14 protein-coding genes are annotated in these 15,858 nt (G+C 67.0%); 3 read left to right on the top strand and 11 right to left on the bottom strand.

Translation table 11 applies throughout. From position 1 onward, the window contains the following. Positions 1–127: 127 nt before the first annotated feature. From BRAS3809_RS22455 to cysG, 9 genes are all read right to left on the bottom strand, one after another. Positions 128–1,165: a sulfate/molybdate ABC transporter ATP-binding protein gene (locus BRAS3809_RS22455; protein ID WP_008964330.1), complete on the bottom strand. Its 1,038-nt coding sequence runs from the start codon at positions 1,163–1,165 to the stop codon at positions 128–130. Further along, positions 1,155–2,057 carry a sulfate ABC transporter permease subunit CysW gene (gene cysW, locus BRAS3809_RS22450; protein ID WP_008964329.1) on the bottom strand — a complete coding sequence of 301 codons (903 nt, stop codon included), beginning with the start codon at positions 2,055–2,057 and terminating at the stop codon, positions 1,155–1,157. The genes BRAS3809_RS22455 and cysW overlap by 11 nt, the downstream gene beginning before the upstream one ends. A 9-nt stretch (positions 2,058–2,066) precedes the next feature. Then, a complete protein-coding gene (cysT, locus tag BRAS3809_RS22445) occupies positions 2,067–2,900 on the bottom strand; it encodes a sulfate ABC transporter permease subunit CysT (protein WP_006614652.1) in 834 nt (277 codons plus the stop codon). A 44-nt stretch (positions 2,901–2,944) separates the two neighbouring features. After that, positions 2,945–3,934 carry a sulfate ABC transporter substrate-binding protein gene (locus BRAS3809_RS22440; protein ID WP_035657659.1) on the bottom strand — a complete coding sequence of 330 codons (990 nt, stop codon included), beginning with the start codon at positions 3,932–3,934 and terminating at the stop codon, positions 2,945–2,947. 205 nt (positions 3,935–4,139) lie between these two features. After that, positions 4,140–4,865 carry a phosphoadenylyl-sulfate reductase gene (locus BRAS3809_RS22435; protein WP_035657656.1) on the bottom strand — a complete coding sequence of 242 codons (726 nt, stop codon included), beginning with the start codon at positions 4,863–4,865 and terminating at the stop codon, positions 4,140–4,142. After that, positions 4,862–5,380 carry a DUF934 domain-containing protein gene (locus BRAS3809_RS22430; RefSeq protein ID WP_008964326.1) on the bottom strand — a complete coding sequence of 173 codons (519 nt, stop codon included), beginning with the start codon at positions 5,378–5,380 and terminating at the stop codon, positions 4,862–4,864. Before BRAS3809_RS22430 ends, BRAS3809_RS22435 begins: the two co-directional genes overlap by 4 nt. Then, positions 5,367–7,022, bottom strand: a complete 1,656-nt coding sequence (locus BRAS3809_RS22425) for a nitrite/sulfite reductase (protein WP_008964325.1) — start codon at positions 7,020–7,022, stop codon at positions 5,367–5,369. Before BRAS3809_RS22425 ends, BRAS3809_RS22430 begins: the two co-directional genes overlap by 14 nt. A 9-nt stretch (positions 7,023–7,031) precedes the next feature. After that, positions 7,032–7,346, bottom strand: coding sequence for a DUF2849 domain-containing protein (locus BRAS3809_RS22420; protein WP_008964324.1), 315 nt, complete (start codon positions 7,344–7,346; stop codon positions 7,032–7,034). Next, positions 7,347–8,777, bottom strand: coding sequence for a siroheme synthase CysG (gene cysG / locus BRAS3809_RS22415; protein ID WP_008964323.1), 1,431 nt, complete (start codon positions 8,775–8,777; stop codon positions 7,347–7,349). 234 nt (positions 8,778–9,011) lie between these two features. Here cysG and cysD point away from each other — a divergent pair, with 234 nt between their 5' ends. Both cysD and cysC read left to right on the top strand, forming a co-directional pair. Then, positions 9,012–9,806, top strand: coding sequence for a sulfate adenylyltransferase subunit CysD (cysD, locus tag BRAS3809_RS22410; RefSeq protein WP_035657665.1), 795 nt, complete (start codon positions 9,012–9,014; stop codon positions 9,804–9,806). 13 nt (positions 9,807–9,819) lie between these two features. Then, positions 9,820–11,736, top strand: a complete 1,917-nt coding sequence (gene cysC / locus BRAS3809_RS22405; protein WP_035657653.1) for an adenylyl-sulfate kinase — start codon at positions 9,820–9,822, stop codon at positions 11,734–11,736. Between the two features lie 267 nt (positions 11,737–12,003). Here the strand turns inward: cysC and BRAS3809_RS22395 are convergent, their stop codons facing one another. Continuing rightward, positions 12,004–13,098 carry a cytochrome-c peroxidase gene (locus tag BRAS3809_RS22395; protein ID WP_008964320.1) on the bottom strand — a complete coding sequence of 365 codons (1,095 nt, stop codon included), beginning with the start codon at positions 13,096–13,098 and terminating at the stop codon, positions 12,004–12,006. Between the two features lie 544 nt (positions 13,099–13,642). On the opposite strand from BRAS3809_RS22395, the gene BRAS3809_RS22390 reads away from it, so the two are divergent. Next, complete coding sequence (locus tag BRAS3809_RS22390) at positions 13,643–14,377, top strand: hypothetical protein (protein ID WP_008964319.1); 735 nt, start codon at positions 13,643–13,645, stop codon at positions 14,375–14,377. A gap of 139 nt (positions 14,378–14,516) precedes the next feature. On the opposite strand, the gene BRAS3809_RS22385 is transcribed toward BRAS3809_RS22390, so the two are convergent. Then, entirely contained in the window at positions 14,517–15,122 is a 606-nt protein-coding gene (locus tag BRAS3809_RS22385; protein WP_035657647.1) for a Uma2 family endonuclease, read from the bottom strand. Between the last annotated feature and the right edge of the window lie 736 nt (positions 15,123–15,858).

Here is a 15,858-nt window from a genome sequence, read left to right as displayed (position 1 = left end):
GAAGTATGGGTCCTGGATCGGCGCCCGCCAACGCTGGCCCGTTGCCGGGCTTGTCCGGGACGACAGCGAATGTTTGTCTCGCAGACCTGGACTAACAATCTGCCGGCAGAGGCCGAGCTCAGCCACCCTAGCCGCCGGCGAAGATCCGGTAGTGCCGCGGCTTCAGGCCGATGCGGTCGCCGATGCGGAGTTCGCGGTCGCGGGGCGCGTCGATCTCGATGGTGGAACCTTCGGTCAGCGCGATCTCGGCGCGCTGCACCGGGCCGAAGCTGCGGACATGGGTGACGGCGCCGTGCAAGGCGCCGCTATCGGCGGGGCCGATCAGCATGTCGTGGCGGCGCACGAACAGGGTCGAAGCCCCGACGGCATCCCCGGGTGCCGCTATGTCCAGCGGCCGGCCGTTGAGATGCACGGCGCCGCCGGCGATCTCGACCGGCAGCATGATCGACTCGCCGATGAAGCCGTGCACGAAGGCCGTCGCCGGACTGTCATAGACGTCGCTGGGGGAGCCGACCTGCTCGATCCGGCCCTTGTCCATCACCACCACGCGGTGCGCGACCTCGAGCGCCTCCTCCTGGTCGTGCGTGACGAAGATCGAGGTGACGTTGATCGAGTGATGCAGCGTGCGCAGCCACTGCCTGAGCTCCTTGCGCACCTTTGCATCGAGCGCGCCGAACGGCTCGTCGAGCAGCAGGATGCGCGGCTCGATGGCGAGCGCGCGCGCCAGCGCGATGCGCTGGCGCTGGCCGCCGGAGAGCTGGCTCGGATAGCGGTCGGCAAGCCAGTCGAGTTGCACGAGGTCGAGCAGCTCCTTCACCCGCGCGCGGATCTGCGCCTCGCTCTTGCGGATGCGGCGCGGCTGGACGCGCAGGCCGAAGGCGACGTTCTCGAACACGCTCATGTGCCGGAACAGCGCGTAGTGCTGGAACACGAAGCCGACATGGCGCTCGCGCGCGCCGCGGTCGAGCGCGTTCTCGCCGTCGAACAGGATCTCGCCGGCATCCGGCCATTCCAGCCCTGCGATGATGCGCAGCAGCGTGGTCTTGCCGGAGCCCGAGGGACCGAGCAGTGCCAGCAGTTCGCCATTGGCGACCTTGAGGTCGACGCCGTCGAGCGCCTTGAAGGTGCCGAACGTCTTGACGACGCCTCTCGCTTCAATGGTCATGAGGCATGTCCTCGTCGATGTTGCGTTCGAGAATGGTCTTGGCGATCAGCGTGATCAGCGCGAGCATGGCGAGCAGCGAGGCGATCGCGAACGAGGCCACCATCTGATACTCGTTGTAGAGGATCTCGACCAGCAGCGGCATCGTATTGGTCTCGCCGCGGACATGGCCTGACACCACCGAGACCGCGCCGAACTCGCCCATCGCGCGCGCGTTGCAGAGCAGGACGCCGTACAGCACGCCCCATTTGATGTTGGGCAGCGTGACACGGAAGAAGGTCTGCAGGCCGGAGGCGCCGAGCGAGACCGCCGCCTCCTCCTCCTGCGTGCCCTGCTCCTGCATCAGCGGGATCAGCGCGCGCGCCACGAACGGGAAGGTCACGAAGATGGTGGCGAGCGCGATGCCGGGGAAGGCGAACAGGATCTGCAGATCGTGGCTCTGCAACCAGGGTCCGAAAAACCCCTGCGCGCCGAACAGCAGCACGAAGACCAGGCCGGAGATAACGGGGCTGACCGAGAACGGCAGGTCGATCAAGGTGATCAGGAAGGTCTTTCCCGGAAACTCGAACTTGGCGATCGCCCAGGCCGCGGCGAGCCCGAACACCAGGTTGGTGCCGACCGAGACTGCCGCGACGCCGAGCGTGAGGCGGATGGCCGACAGCGCCTCGGGGTCGGCCAGCGCCGACAGATAGGCCGCGATGCCCTTGCCGAATGCCTCGACGAACACGACCACCAGCGGCAGCACGACGAAGATGGACAGGAAGGCGACGGCGAGCGTGATGATCGCCAGCCGCACGACCGTCGGCTCGGCGCGGGGATCGCGTCGGGCGGCCGTTTCGGCCAGGCTGCGCGCCGACACATCCGGCGTCCGTTGCAGGGTCATCTCGATGCTCATGTCGCGGCCTCAGGTGGACGCCTGGGACTGAGCCCAGCGTTGCAGGCGATTCACCGCGAAGATGATCACGAATGCCACCACAAGCATCACCACTGCAATGGCCGTGGCGTCGGCATAGCGGAACTCGGACAGGCGGATCACGATCAGGAGGGGGGCAATCTCGGACACGTTGGGGAGATTGCCGGCAATGAAGATCACCGAGCCATATTCACCGACGGCGCGGGCAAAGGCGAGCGCGAAGCCGGTCAGCAGCGCCGGCGTCAGGCTCGGCAGGATGACCTTGGTGACGATGTGCCAGCGGCTGGCGCCCAGGCTCGCCGCCGCCTCCTCGATCTCCGGGTCGAGATCGATCAGCACCGGCTGCACGGTGCGGACCACGAAGGGGATGCCGATGAAGATCATCGCGATGAAGATACCGAGCGGCGTGAACGCCACCTTGATGCCGGCCGCCGCCAGCGGCGCGCCAAGCCACCCCTTCTGCGCGAACAGCGCCGTCAGCGCCACACCGGCGACCGCCGTCGGCAGCGCGAACGGGACGTCGACGATGGCATCGAACAGCCGCCGGCCCGGGAAGCGGTAGCGCACCAGCGCCCACACCACGATGGTGCCCATGACCAGATTGACGCAGGCCGCGGCGAAGGAGAGGCCGAACGAGATCTTCAGCGCGCTCAGGGTGCGCCGGCTGGTGACGATGTCCCAGAACTGCGCCAGGCTGAGGTCGGTCGAGCGGACGAACAGCCCGGCCAGGGGAATGAGGACGATCAGGGACAGCCAGGTCAGCGTCAGTCCCATGGTGAGACCGAAGCCCGGCAAGGTGCTGCGTCGGGGTGCAAGGACGCTCAAGACGCCACCTGGCTCATTCCAATGTCCCTATCCGTCTCGGCTCGTCAGTTCTTGTAGATCTGGTCGAACACGCCGCCTTCGCCGAAGTGATCCTTCTGAGCCTTGGTCCAGCCGCCGAACACGTCGTCGATCGTGAACAGGTCGACCTTGGCGAACGACTCGGCGTATTTCTTGGCCACGTCAGGATCGCGCGGACGATAGAAGTTGCGTGCGGCGATTTCCTGGCCTTCCTTCGTATACCAGTATTTGAGATAGGCTTCAGCGGCCGCCTGCGTGCCCTTCTTGGCCACGACCGTATCGACGACCGCAACTGGCGGTTCTGCCAGGATCGAGAGCGACGGCGAGATGATCTCGAACTTTTCCTTGCCGAATTCCTTCAGCGCCAAATAGGCCTCGTTCTCCCAGGCCAGCAGCACGTCGCCGACGCCGCGTTCCACGAAGGTGACGGTGGCGCCGCGGGCGCCGGTGTCGAGCACCGGAACGTGCTTGTAGAGGTCGGCCACGAACTGCTTGGCCTTGTCGGCCGAGCCGGTCTTCTTCAGCGCATAGCCCCAGGCCGCCAGATAGTTCCAGCGCGCGCCGCCGGAGGTCTTCGGATTGGGCGTGATCACCTCGACACCCGACTTCAAGAGGTCGTCCCAGTCCTTGATCCCCTTGGGGTTGCCCTTGCGGACCAGGAACACGATCGTCGAGGTGTAGGGCGAAGCGTTCTGCGGCAGCCGCTTCTGCCACTCCTTGTCGAGCAGCCCCTTGTTGGCGATCGCGTCGATGTCGTAGGCGAGCGCCAGGGTCACGACATCGGCCTGCAGGCCGTCGATCACGCTGCGCGCCTGGGCGCCGGAGCCGCCATGCGACTGCTTGATCTCGACGCTCTTGCCGGTCTCCTTCTGATAGCTCGCGGCGAACGCCTTGTTGAACTCGACATAGAGCTCACGGGTCGGATCGTAGGACACGTTAAGCAGATTGATATCAGCCGCATAGGCCGATCCTGCCCATGCCAGGCCCGCCACCACAGCCAGAACACGCCGCATCATCGAAGCTCTCCATTTCCAGGCCCGCGGTATCACAGGCGCGTACCGCAGATCGCCGCATGTCCCGGCCAGAGTCAACGAAACCGGATTTTCTTGTTTCCCGGCGAACAAAGGCATTCTGCTACGAAGCGCCCGGCATTGGCATAGCTGTTCTTTGCCGCGACACGGCGTCGTCATGGCAAGCCAAACAGCCGGCCATGTTGTCCAACTACACGGCCGGGGTCGCGACCGTGTGGATGCCGCACTCCGTCTTGCCGCGGCCGCGCCAGCGGCCGGCGCGATCGTCCTCGCCAGCATCCGAACGGCTGGTGCAGGGCATGCAACCGATCGAGCGGAAGCCGGAGGCGACCAGCGGATGCTGCGGCAAATGGGCCGAGCGATAGATCTCCGCGATGTCCTCGCGGCTGACATTGGCGAACGGGTTGAACTTCACGCGGGCGCCGTCCTGTTCCACCACCGGGATCGCGGCCCGCAAGCCGCCTTGGAACCGTTTGCGTCCGTTGATCCAGGCGGTGAAGGGCGCCAGCGCCCGCGCCAGCGGCTCGACCTTGCGGATGCGGCAGCAGGCGTCCGGATCGGAGAACCAGAGTTCGTTGTCGGCATCGTCGCGCGCCAGCGCGGCGGCGTCGGGCTTGATCGAGCGCACGTCGCGAAGACCGAGAATCTCGATGAGCTGGTCGCGATAGGCGAGCGTCTCGGCGAACATATGCCCGGTATCGAGGAAGATCACCGGGATCGCCGGATCGACATCGGCCGTGACCTTCAGGAGCGCCGCCGACTCCGAGCCGAACGACGACACCACCGCGAGCCGCTCGCGGCCGATCGCCTGCAGCGCGGCGGCGATGACCTCCTGCGGCGTCGCGTTGCGCAGCGTGGCGTCGAGCGCCGCGACCGGCGCTGCCGCAACCTCAGTCGATGCAGCCAAGGTGCTCACAGGCCGGCACTCTCCGCATGGCGCTGCTGCAGGCGCTGGTGCAGCGCGGAGATGCGGCCGTCGCCGGCCGGCTGGTAGAACACCGAATAGCGCTTGACCGTCTCGCTGAAAGCCTCGGCGTCGGCCTGCTTCTTGACGTCGAAGGCGTCGAAGCCGGCGCGCAGCATGAACACGAACTGATCGCGCAGCACCTGCCCGGTGGCGCGCAGCTCGCCACGAAAGCCATGGCGCTCGCGCAGCAAGCGGGCCTGGGTGTAGGCGCGGCCATCGCGAAAGCTCGGGAACACCAGCGCGACCAGCGCCAGCCGGTCGAGATAGGGCACGAGATCGTCGATGTCGCGATTGTTCGGCCAGATCACGCCGAGCTTGCCACCGGCGCGGCTGACCAGCGTGTCGGACCCGGCGAGAAAGCGCGTCTCGGAGACGAGGATCGCGCCTTGAGCCGGAAGCTCGGCATCGTCGGTGACGCGGACGAACTCGTCCGCAATGATATGTCCGCCCTTAACGAGTGGCATAGACCCGCTCCCTGAATGGTTCGACCCCGAGCCGCGTCACCGTATCGACGAACAGCTCTTCGGGATGCGCGCGCAGCGCAAGATAGGCTTCGACGATGTCCTCGACGACATCGGCGACTTCGGCATAGGGCACCGCCGGGCCGATCAGGGTGCCGAGCACGGCGCCCTCGTCGGCGCGGCCGCCGATGGTGATCTGATAGAACTCCTCGTTGTTCTTCTCGACGCCGAGGATGCCGATATGGCCGACGTGATGATGGCCGCAGGCGTTGATGCAGCCGGAGATGTTGATGTGCAGCCGGCCGATCAGATTCGCCGTGTCATGATTGGCGAAGCGCCGCGTGATCTCCTGCGCGATCGGGATCGAGCGCGCATTCGCCAGGGAGCAGTAGTCCAGGCCCGGGCAGGCGATGATGTCGGAGACGAGGTTGACGTTCGGGATGGCGAGCCCGATCGCCTCGAGCGCCTTCCACACCGCAGGCAGGTCGCGCTTCTTCACATGCGGCAGCGCCAGGTTCTGCTCGTGGCCGACGCGGATCTCGCCGAACGAGTATTTGTCGGCGATGTCGGCCAGCGCATCCATCTGGTCGGCGGTCGCGTCGCCCGGCGGCTTGCCGACCGGCTTCAGCGACACCACCACGATGGCATAGCCCTGCGCCTTGTGCGGGAACACCGAGTTCTTGCGCCAAGCCTCGAAGGTCGCATCATGCGCGGCCTGCTTCAGCTCGTCCGGCATCGCCGGCAGCGCCTCGTAGGCTGGATAGAAGAAGCGCGAGCGGATGTCCTCGATGATGTCCTGATCGAGCTTGAGCACGCCCTCGCGGATCTGCTGCCACTCCTCCTCGACCTCGGCCGCGAACTTCTCGATGCCGAGCTCGTGCACCAGGATCTTGATGCGCGCCTTGTAGATGTTGTCGCGGCGGCCATACTGATTGTAGACGCGCAGGATCGCCTCGACATAGCTGAGAATGTCGTGGCCGTGCACGAACGGCTTGATGGTCTTGGCGATGAAGGGCGAGCGGCCGAGGCCGCCGCCGACCAGCACCTCGAAGCCGGTCTCGCCCTGCTCGTTCTTGAGCAGACGAAGTCCGATGTCGTGGATCTTGATTGCGGCGCGGTCGTGCTCGGAGGCCGTGATCGCGATCTTGAACTTGCGCGGCAGGAACGAGAATTCCGGATGCAGGGTCGTGAACTGACGCAGCAGCTCGGCCCAGATGCGGGGGTCCTCGACCTCGCCCGGCGCGACGCCGGCCCACTGGTCGGAGGTGACGTTGCGCATGTTGTTGCCGGAGGTCTGCATCGACTGGATGCCGACCTCGGCCAGATCGGCCATTGCATCCGGCAGCTCGGCGAGCTTGATCCAGTTGAACTGGATGTTCTGCCGTGTCGTGAAATGGCCGTAGCCGCGATCGTAGCGGCGGGCGACATGCGCCAGCCGGCGCAACTGGTTCGACGCCAAGGTGCCGTAGGGAATCGCGATGCGGTACATGTAGGCGTGCAGCTGCAGATACACGCCGTTCTGCAGCCGCAGCATCTTGAACTCGTCCTCGGACAGTTCGCCCGAGAGGCGCCGCTTCACTTGGTCGCGAAATTCGGCGACGCGCTCGTTGACCAAAGTGCGGTCGATTTCATCATAAGCGTACATGAGAGGGCCTCAGGCCTGGGCCGGGAGCGCGATGGTGGCGCCCGTCAGCCGGATGTGTTCGCGCATGTTGCCGGGCTTCACCGCGCCGTCGGCTTCGACCTCGACCGGCGCGATATAGGGTCCGATCGCATTCAGATCATCGGCCACCGCTTCCGTCAGCAGCGCGCGGGCCTCGTCGGCGGTGCGCACGATCGCCGCGTCGGTGAGCTCATCGGACCAGCTCTTGGCGTCGGTGCGATAGATCACCGCGCCGTCCCACGTGCGGTTCGCGGTGACGATCGAGGGGCCGGTGATCTTGATCTTCTGTTGCAGCGGGGAGGTCATTCAGACGGGTTCCAGGAGTTTTGCAATCACGCCACTGAGATTCTGCTGACGCCATGGCGCGGAGTGCGCCACGACGTCGCCGATGATGAGGATGGCCGGACCGCCATCGATCTTGGCGACGAGGTCCGGCAGCTGATCGAGCGTCCCGACCGCCGCCTGCGCATCCGGCCGCGTCACGCGCGCGAACACGCCGACCGGCGTCTGCGGCGAGCGGCCCGCGGCGAGCAGGCCGGCGCGCACGGCGGAAGCCGCCGTCATGCCCATGTAGACGACGACAGTCATCTTGGTGTCCGTCAGGACCGACCAGTCGACCGCCTCGGCATCGCGCTCCTTGTGCGCGGTGAGGAAGGTGATGCGCAGCGCCTTGCTGCGGAAGGTCAAGGGCACCTCGAACTGCGCGGCGGCGCCGATGCCGGCGGTGATGCCGGGCACGATGGTGTAGGACACGCCGGCATTGCGCAGGGCGTCGATCTCCTCGCCGCCGCGACCGAACACGAAAGCGTCGCCGCCCTTCAAACGCACCGCGCGCTTGCCCTCGCGCGCCGCCGCGATCAGCAGCTTGTTGACGGCGTCCTGGCCGATGCCGGGCTTGCCGACGCGGCGGCCGACCGGCACGCGCGAGGCGTCGCGGCGGATGCGGTCGAGAATCTCCGGCGTCACCAGCTCGTCGTAGAACACGACGTCGGCGTCCTGCAGCGCGCGCAGCGCCTTGATGGTCAGCAGATCGGGATCGCCGGGACCGGCGCCGACCAGCGTCACATGTCCTTCGCTGCGGCCGGCGTGATCAGCACCAGCGAATGCGGTGGGATCGGCGATGCCGTGCAGCGCCGCCTCGGCCTCTTGCTTGCGGCCTGCAAGCACCAGTGCGCCGATCGGGCCGTCGACGATGCGCTCCCAGAACCGGCGGCGCAGCGGCATCTCGGCGATGCGCGGATTGATGGTCTTGCGGAAGTCGCCGATGAAGCCCGCGAGCTCGCCGATCCGCGCCGGCAGCAGCGCCTCGATGCGCTCGCGCACGCGGCGCGCGACCACTGGCGAGGAGCCGCCGGTGCCGATCGCCACCACGACATCGCCGCGATCGACGATCGCCGGAAAGATGAAGCTGGAATGCGCGAGGTCGTCCATCACGTTGACGGGCAGGCCGACGCTGCGTGCGCGCGCCGACATCGCCACGCCGACGTCGCCCGCACCGGCGCACAGCACCGCGATGACGCCCGACAGATCCGCCGTCAGCGGATCGCCTTGGGCGCGCGTGATCTGGCCATGATCGTCGTGCAATCCTCCGAGATCGAAATCGCCGTCGGTGGCGAACCAGCGGATCTGGGCGCCAGCGGACAGCAGGACTCTGAGCTTGGCGCGCACGAGCTCGCCCGCGCCGATCAGCAGCACGGGGCCGGTCTTCAGATCGAGAAACACCGGCAGATATTGCATTGCGTCCGTCGACTTCGACTCTTCGGGGTTGACTGGAATTATTTTCTATATAAGTGTCACGCCGCGGACGTAAAGAGAAAATTATTTCTTGGCTTCGCCATAGAATTTTCTCCCAAGCAGGCGATGGCTGACAGCATGCACATTCTCACAAACGACGTTTCGAGAGATCGGTTGCCCTCCTCCGAGCTCGAGCAAGCATCTTCCATGCCGCGCGTGCTGAACGCCGCGCCGACGATGGATCATCTCGACCAGCTCGAGGCGCAGAGCATTTACATTCTCCGCGAGGCCTTTGCACGGCTGAAGAAGCTCGCGCTGCTGTGGTCGCTGGGAAAAGACTCCAACGTCATGATCTGGCTGGCGCGCAAGGCGTTCTTCGGCCGCGTGCCGTTCCCGGCCATGCATGTCGATACCGGCAAGAAGTTTCCGGAGATGTATGCCTTCCGCGACACTTACGCGCAGGAATGGGGCCTCGATCTCCGCGTCGAGCCGTGCCCGCCGATCGACGCGGTCGATCCGACCCTGCCGCCCGCCGCCCGCTCGGCCGCGCGCAAGACCGAGGGCCTGAAGATGGCGCTCGCGAAGTATGGCTTCGACGGCCTGATCGCCGGCATCCGACGCGACGAGGAGGCGACGCGCGCCAAGGAGCGCGTGTTCTCGCCGCGCGGCGCCGAGGGCAATTGGGACGTCCGCGATCAGCCGCCGGAGTTCTGGGACCATTTCAACGCCTCGCCGCCGCAGGGCGCGCATTTGCGCATCCATCCGATCCTGCATTGGACCGAGGCCGACATCTGGGCCTACACCGCGCGCGAGAACATCCCGATCATCCCGCTGTATCTGTCGAAGAACGGCAAGCGCTATCGCTCCCTCGGCGACCAGGACATCACCTTCCCCGTCGCCTCCAACGCCTCGAACATCGCCGAGATCCTCGCCGAGTTGGAAAGCACCAAGGTGCCGGAGCGCGCCGGCCGTGCGCTCGACCACGAGACCGAGGACGCCTTCGAGCGTCTGCGCGTCGCCGGCTATCTCTGAGCGGGAGCGAGCGATGAACATGAGAGTCCCGGCCACAGCTCCCGCCACGCCGAACGGCACCAGCCGCCCGCAGGTCTCAATCGTCATCGTCGGCCATGTCGACCATGGCAAGTCGACCCTGGTCGGCCGCCTGCTGCATGAGACCGGCAGCCTGCCCGACGGCAAGCTCGAGATGCTGCAGGCAGTCTCGGCGCGCCGCGGCATGCCGTTCGAATGGTCGTTCCTGCTCGACGCGCTGCAGACCGAGCGCGACCAGGGCATCACCATCGACACCACGCAGATCCGCTTCCGCACCAATGCCCGCGAGGTCGTGCTGATCGACGCGCCCGGCCACGCCGAGTTCCTGCGCAACATGATCACCGGCGCCTCGCAGGCCGACGGCGCGGTGCTGATCATCGACGCGCTCGAAGGGGTGCGCGACCAGACCCGCCGCCACGGCTATCTGCTGCATCTGCTGGGCGTTCGCCACGTCGCGGTCGTCGTCAACAAGATGGACCGTGTCGAATTCAGCGAAGACCGCTTCAACGACATCAAGTCCGAGATCTCGGCGCATCTCCAGGGCCTCGGCGTCAAGCCGGTCGCCGTCATTCCGATCTCCGCGCGCGACGGCGACGGCGTGGCGCAGCTGACCTCGCGCATCGGCTGGTATGACGGCCCGACCGTGGTCGAGGCGCTGGACGGGCTGGAGCCGGCGAAGCCGCTGTCGAGCCTGCCGCTGCGCCTGCCGGTGCAGGCGATCTACAAGTTCGACGACCGCCGCATCGTCGCCGGCCGCGTCGAGGCCGGTGAATTGCGCACCGGCGACGAGATCGTGATCATGCCGGCCGGCAAGATCGCCAAGATCAAGACCGTCGAGGGCTGGCCGCAGACGCCGGTGACATCAGCGCAGGGCGCCGGCCGCTCGGTCGGCATCACGCTCGACCGCGAGCTGTTCATCGAGCGCGGCGACGTCATCGCCCATGTCGGTCGCGAGCCGCAGGCGGCGCGCCGGCTGCATGCGCGCATCTTCTGGCTGCACGACCAGCCGCTCGCGAGGGGGGACAACATTCTCGTCCGGCTCGGCACCCGCGAGGCGCGCGGCAGCGTGGTCGCGATCGAGAAGGCGGTCGATCCCGGCTCGCTGTCCAACGAGGAGAATGCCTCGATCGCGCGCAACCATGTCGGCGAGATCGAGATCGCGCTGACCCAGCCGGTCGCCGTCGATCCCTACACCGAGAATGCGCGCACCGGGCGCCTCGTCATCGAGGTGCAGGGCCGCATCGCCGGCGGCGGCCTCGTGCTGTCGATCGCGGCGGGCAAGCGCGCCGCGCCGGTCGACATCATGCCGGTGGAATCGGCGCTGCAGCCGCAGGAGCGCGCCGACCGCTATCGCCACAAGGGTGCGGTGGTCTGGATGACCGGCCTGCCCGGCGCCGGCAAGTCCACCTTGGCGCGGGCGCTGGAGCGGCGGCTGTTCAGCCGCGGCGGCGCGCCCGTGCTGCTCGACGGCGACACCGTGCGCGCCGGCCTCAACAAGGATCTCGGCTTCACGCCGGAGGATCGCGCCGAGAACATCCGCCGCCTCGCCGAGGTCGCGACCCATCTCGCGCGCAACGGCCACATCGCGATCGTCGCCGCGGTGTCGCCCGCGCGCGAGGACCGCGCCGCGGCGCGCCGCGTCGCCGGCGACCTGTTCCGCGAGATCTACGTCGCCACCGCCGCCGAGATCTGCGAGAGCCGCGATCCCAAGGGCCACTACGCCAAGGCCCGCGCCGGCGCGTTGCAGAACTTCACCGGCATCGGCAACGACTACGAGCCGCCGCTCGATGCCGAGCTCGTGCTCGACACCGCGACGCGCGGCATCGCCGATGCGACGGACGAGCTGGAGGCGCTGCTGTCACGCACGGGCGTGCTGTTCGACGACATCGCCGATCTCGGCGCGAATATCTGAGCGGCCACTTCGGCACCTGACCCTCTCCATGAGCACGCTGCTCTTGGCCAATGTGCAGCGGCAGGCTCGGCTCCCACCCCTCATGGTGAGGAGCGCCGTGCTCCGCGGCCTGCTCCGCGACAGCTGCCCAAAGCGGCGCGTCTCGAACCATGAGGCCACCACCAGGGCCTCGCCCTTCGAGACGCCCGCCTCAAGGGCGGGCTCCTCAGGGTGAGGGTTGAAGGGTCGTGCGGGGGACTAGCACGAATGAGACTGCTCTGAAGCGCCTCACAGCGCCCCGACATACGCCGTGAGATCGTCGAGCTCGGCCTCGGTCGGCAGCCGCGACTCCATCTTCTTGGCGTAGACCTCCCACATCAGCTTGACGGCGTCGCGCAGCGAGGCGGTGCGGCCGTCGTGGAAATACGGCGCGGTCGACGCGACCGCGTGTAGGGTCGGCACCTTGAACTTGCCGCCGGTGCCGATGTCGTCCTTGCTCTTCTTGTCGAAGGTCGGGAGCTGGTGGCAGGTGCCGCAGCCGCCGTCGCCGACATAGAGCGCGAAGCCGCGCTTGATCGCTTCGCTCGCATCCGGCCGCGGCGTGCCGTCCTCCTTGACCTGCCAGTTCGCCGGATAGTTCAGCGTGCGGACATAGGCGACCAGCGCCGCCAGGGTCTCCGGCGACGGCTCCGGACCCTTCATGCGGTTGACGATGATGCCACGGATGCTGTCCTCCAGCGTGGCCGCCTGCCCGGCCCAGCCGAACACCGAGCGTTCGCCGACTCCCCACAGCGTCGGCGTATTGCGGCCATTGGGATCACCGTCGGCGACGACATCCAGGCCGACATAGGTCTTGTTGTTGGTATGCCCGGTCGAGAAGTGGCAGGTGGCACAGGACGCCTTGCTGCCGCCCGACAGGCTGGCGTCGTTGAACAACTGCTGGCCCTTGGCCGCGAGCTCCAGCTCGGACAAGGGGGCCGGCGCGGTGACGGCCGCGCCGACCGTGACGGGCTCAGCCGTCGTCACGGGTTGCGCCACCACCACAGGCTGCGTCACCGCCGCAGGCTGCGCCATCGCCGGCTCGGCCGCGGCCAAGGCAGGCGCGGCCTTCCGCTTGCGCAGCGCCGCGGCCGCATGCCTGACTCTCGCCCCGTGCGCTGAGGTCCTCACCCCATGCATGGAGGATCCATGCTTGGGGCGCCTGTGCACCACGGCGGCGACATGCACCGGCTTCGGCTTCAGCGCCGCCGCCAACCGCTGCAGCAGCGATGGCTGTTTGTCAGCCGGCGGCATGTAGGACGTCGTCGCGCGATCGGCCGCGAGCGCCGGCAACGCGAGCAGGCTCAGACACAGGACGGCCGACTTCAGCCCGGTGAATGACATCGCCCCGACTCCCCCACATCCTGTAGATGCAAGTCGTTATCGATAGCTTTTACGTCCGAAGTGGGACTGAGCCGCGGCGATCAGTCGGCGCTCGCGCGCGCCGCATGCCCTGATCGCGGCAGACGATCGAGGGAGCGCCACAGTCTCACTCTGGCAGCAGCGCCGCGTGGACCTTGGGCTGCCAGCGAATGGCGGTCGCCGCGCGAAGCGCGTGGAATCGACGATGCGCACCGCGCCGCTGCGGTCGGATGTCTGCGGCCGCATCGCGGCCATCAGAAAGGTGAACTGCTCCGAGCTACGCTGGCCGCAAACAATGCAGCTGGGACGACATGCTTGTCGCCCAACGAGCGTTATCAGTAAGGATGCTGGAGAGGACAGCGGTGGTGGGCGACAAGCATGTCGCCCCAGCTGCATTGCCGCCTTCTCCACGCGCGTGCATGCCACCCCTTGCACAACCACGCCCTCCCGGTGACAATCGCGGCGGGGATGCTGGGGGGCACGACCGATGGCTGCGAGACTGTTTCGAACCATGTTGATCGTCGCGATGACGATGGTCATTGCCGGTCCATCACGGGCTCAGCCGGCAACGACGCCATCTGCGCCGATCGCCGAGTTTGGCACGCTGCCCGATGCCATGATCTTCTACGTCGCGCATGGCGCGCGCGATTCCTGCGGTCCCGGCTGCGCCGACTGGATCGCAGCCGAAGGCACGATCCGGTTCGACACCTTCAAGCGCCTGATCGCGATCCTCGACCGCCAGTCCGGCCGCAAGCTGCCCGTGATCATCCAGTCCCGCGGCGACGCCGATCTCAGCAGCGCCGTCAGCATGGGCCGTATCCTGCGCGACCGCGGCATCGATGCCGCCGTCGGCCGCACGCAGGTGGACGCCTGCCGCGACAAGTCGCAAACCGAATGCCTGGCGCTGAAGCGCGCGGGCGGCCCCTTCGACGCGGCGCTCGATACGTCGCGCGTGCTGTGCGAGACGTCCTGCTTTCTGATGCTGGCCGGCGGCGTCCACCGCAGCCTGCCGCCGGACGCGCATGTCGAACTGGTCGGCATGGAGATCCGTAATCGGCTCGCGCCGAACGTCTCCGCCGAGCATCGCGCCGGCCTGACGACCTATTACAGCGGGCAGGCCCGACTTTATCTGCGCGAGATGGGCATCGACCCAGGCATCCTGGACATCGTCGACCGCAACTGGGCCGACCGCAAGCGCCCGACCGACGTGCCGCCGTCAGCATGGCTGAAGTTCGGCCTGGTGACGTCGGGGGCGCTGTAGCGCGCGACGCTCGCGCAAAACGTAGGGTGGGCAAAGCGACGCCGAAGGCGGCGCGTGCCCACCGTCCTGCACCGTGCAGGCCCCGGTGGGCACGCCGCTCCCGCGCGGCGCGCGGGCGCGGCTTTGCCCACCCTACAAACTAATTGCGCGGCACAGGCGTTCGTTCGTAGAGGTCAGCCACCCCGCACACCAGTCCGAAGGTAGGAAGCGACAGCTCGTCCCCTGCTTCGAGTGAGATCGACGTCCAACCACCGCTGCCTCTGAGCTCAAGCATGACCTCCATCCGGGCCTGCGCAATCACGAGCACGGCCAGACACTGCGGATGGGCGCGGTACAGTTCGCGCTTGACCTCGATCCAGCGCCGGTCGGTGCCGGGCACGATCACCTCATCGGTATCGGAAATCACCTCGGCGAGCAGATAGGCCTTGTCGACGAAACGCTGGCCTGGGTCGTAGTCCGCATCGATCACGCCGACATCCGGCTCCGGCCTGAAATCGCCGGTACCAAGATCGAGGCCCGGCCGCTGCGCGGCCATCCAGGCCGGCGCGTGTCGCGCCAGCGCATCGTTGAGCAGCCGTTCCAGGTTGCTGGCGATCTGATTGTGCGCGATGGTCGGCGGGGTCATCATCATGGCCACACCTCCGACCAGCTCCCAGCGTTCGTGCTCCGGACGGCGCGCCTGGAAGCTGCGGAACTCCGAACCTGACATCCGACCCGAACCACGGTGATGAACGGCAATCTGCATCGATGAGCATCCGAGCGTTGACGGAAGGCTAGCATGCGGCGTGCATGAAGGGGAGTGGGCAGCGAGCAAGCCATCGCGATCGCGCGCAGCAACTTGCCTTTGGCGCAGCCGTCCTGACGAGCCATGAGCTATGGTCTGCATCCCGCCGGAGCGGCACGGAAGCTCACCACAGCCGCCGCGGAGTATGGGTCCCGGCGCGGCGGCCGGGACGACACCGAGTTTGTGGCGCTGGCGTCGTCACACAAAAGGTGTCGTCCCGGACAAGACCGGCAACGCGACGCGTTGGCGGGCGCCGATCCGGGACCCATACTCCGTGAAGCTTGTTTGAGGCACGTTCCGTGCTAACCACATCGCAGCCATAGGACTGGGCACGCCCACAATCCGCTGCGCGAAAAATCCGAATTGGCCTGCCGCATCAAGCTGATTTGCCCTGTCCAGTCCCGCGACGAAAAAGATTCTTGTTTCATTTTTTCCGAAATCATGCTTATCTCTCTCCATCCCGTCCCACACGAGGGACAGTTCGCGACCGTCACGGACGTCGGGTGCGGGATGCGGTGGGCGTTTCGGGCTGCGGCGTGAGCGATCATGTCGACGGACAGTCCCGGGGCGCACGGCCAAGCCGTGGGGTCCTGGCATCCCGATGCTGATGCCACGCACGCGACGACGCTGATGCGCCGCGCGGGCAACGGTGACCAGAAAGCCCGGGCACCGGGGAGACCACGGAGCAACCGTCAAT

This window comes from Bradyrhizobium sp. STM 3809, from assembly GCF_000239795.1.
Classification (GTDB): Bacteria; Pseudomonadota; Alphaproteobacteria; order Rhizobiales; family Xanthobacteraceae; genus Bradyrhizobium.
This window is presented reverse-complemented; position numbering and strand designations above follow the sequence as displayed.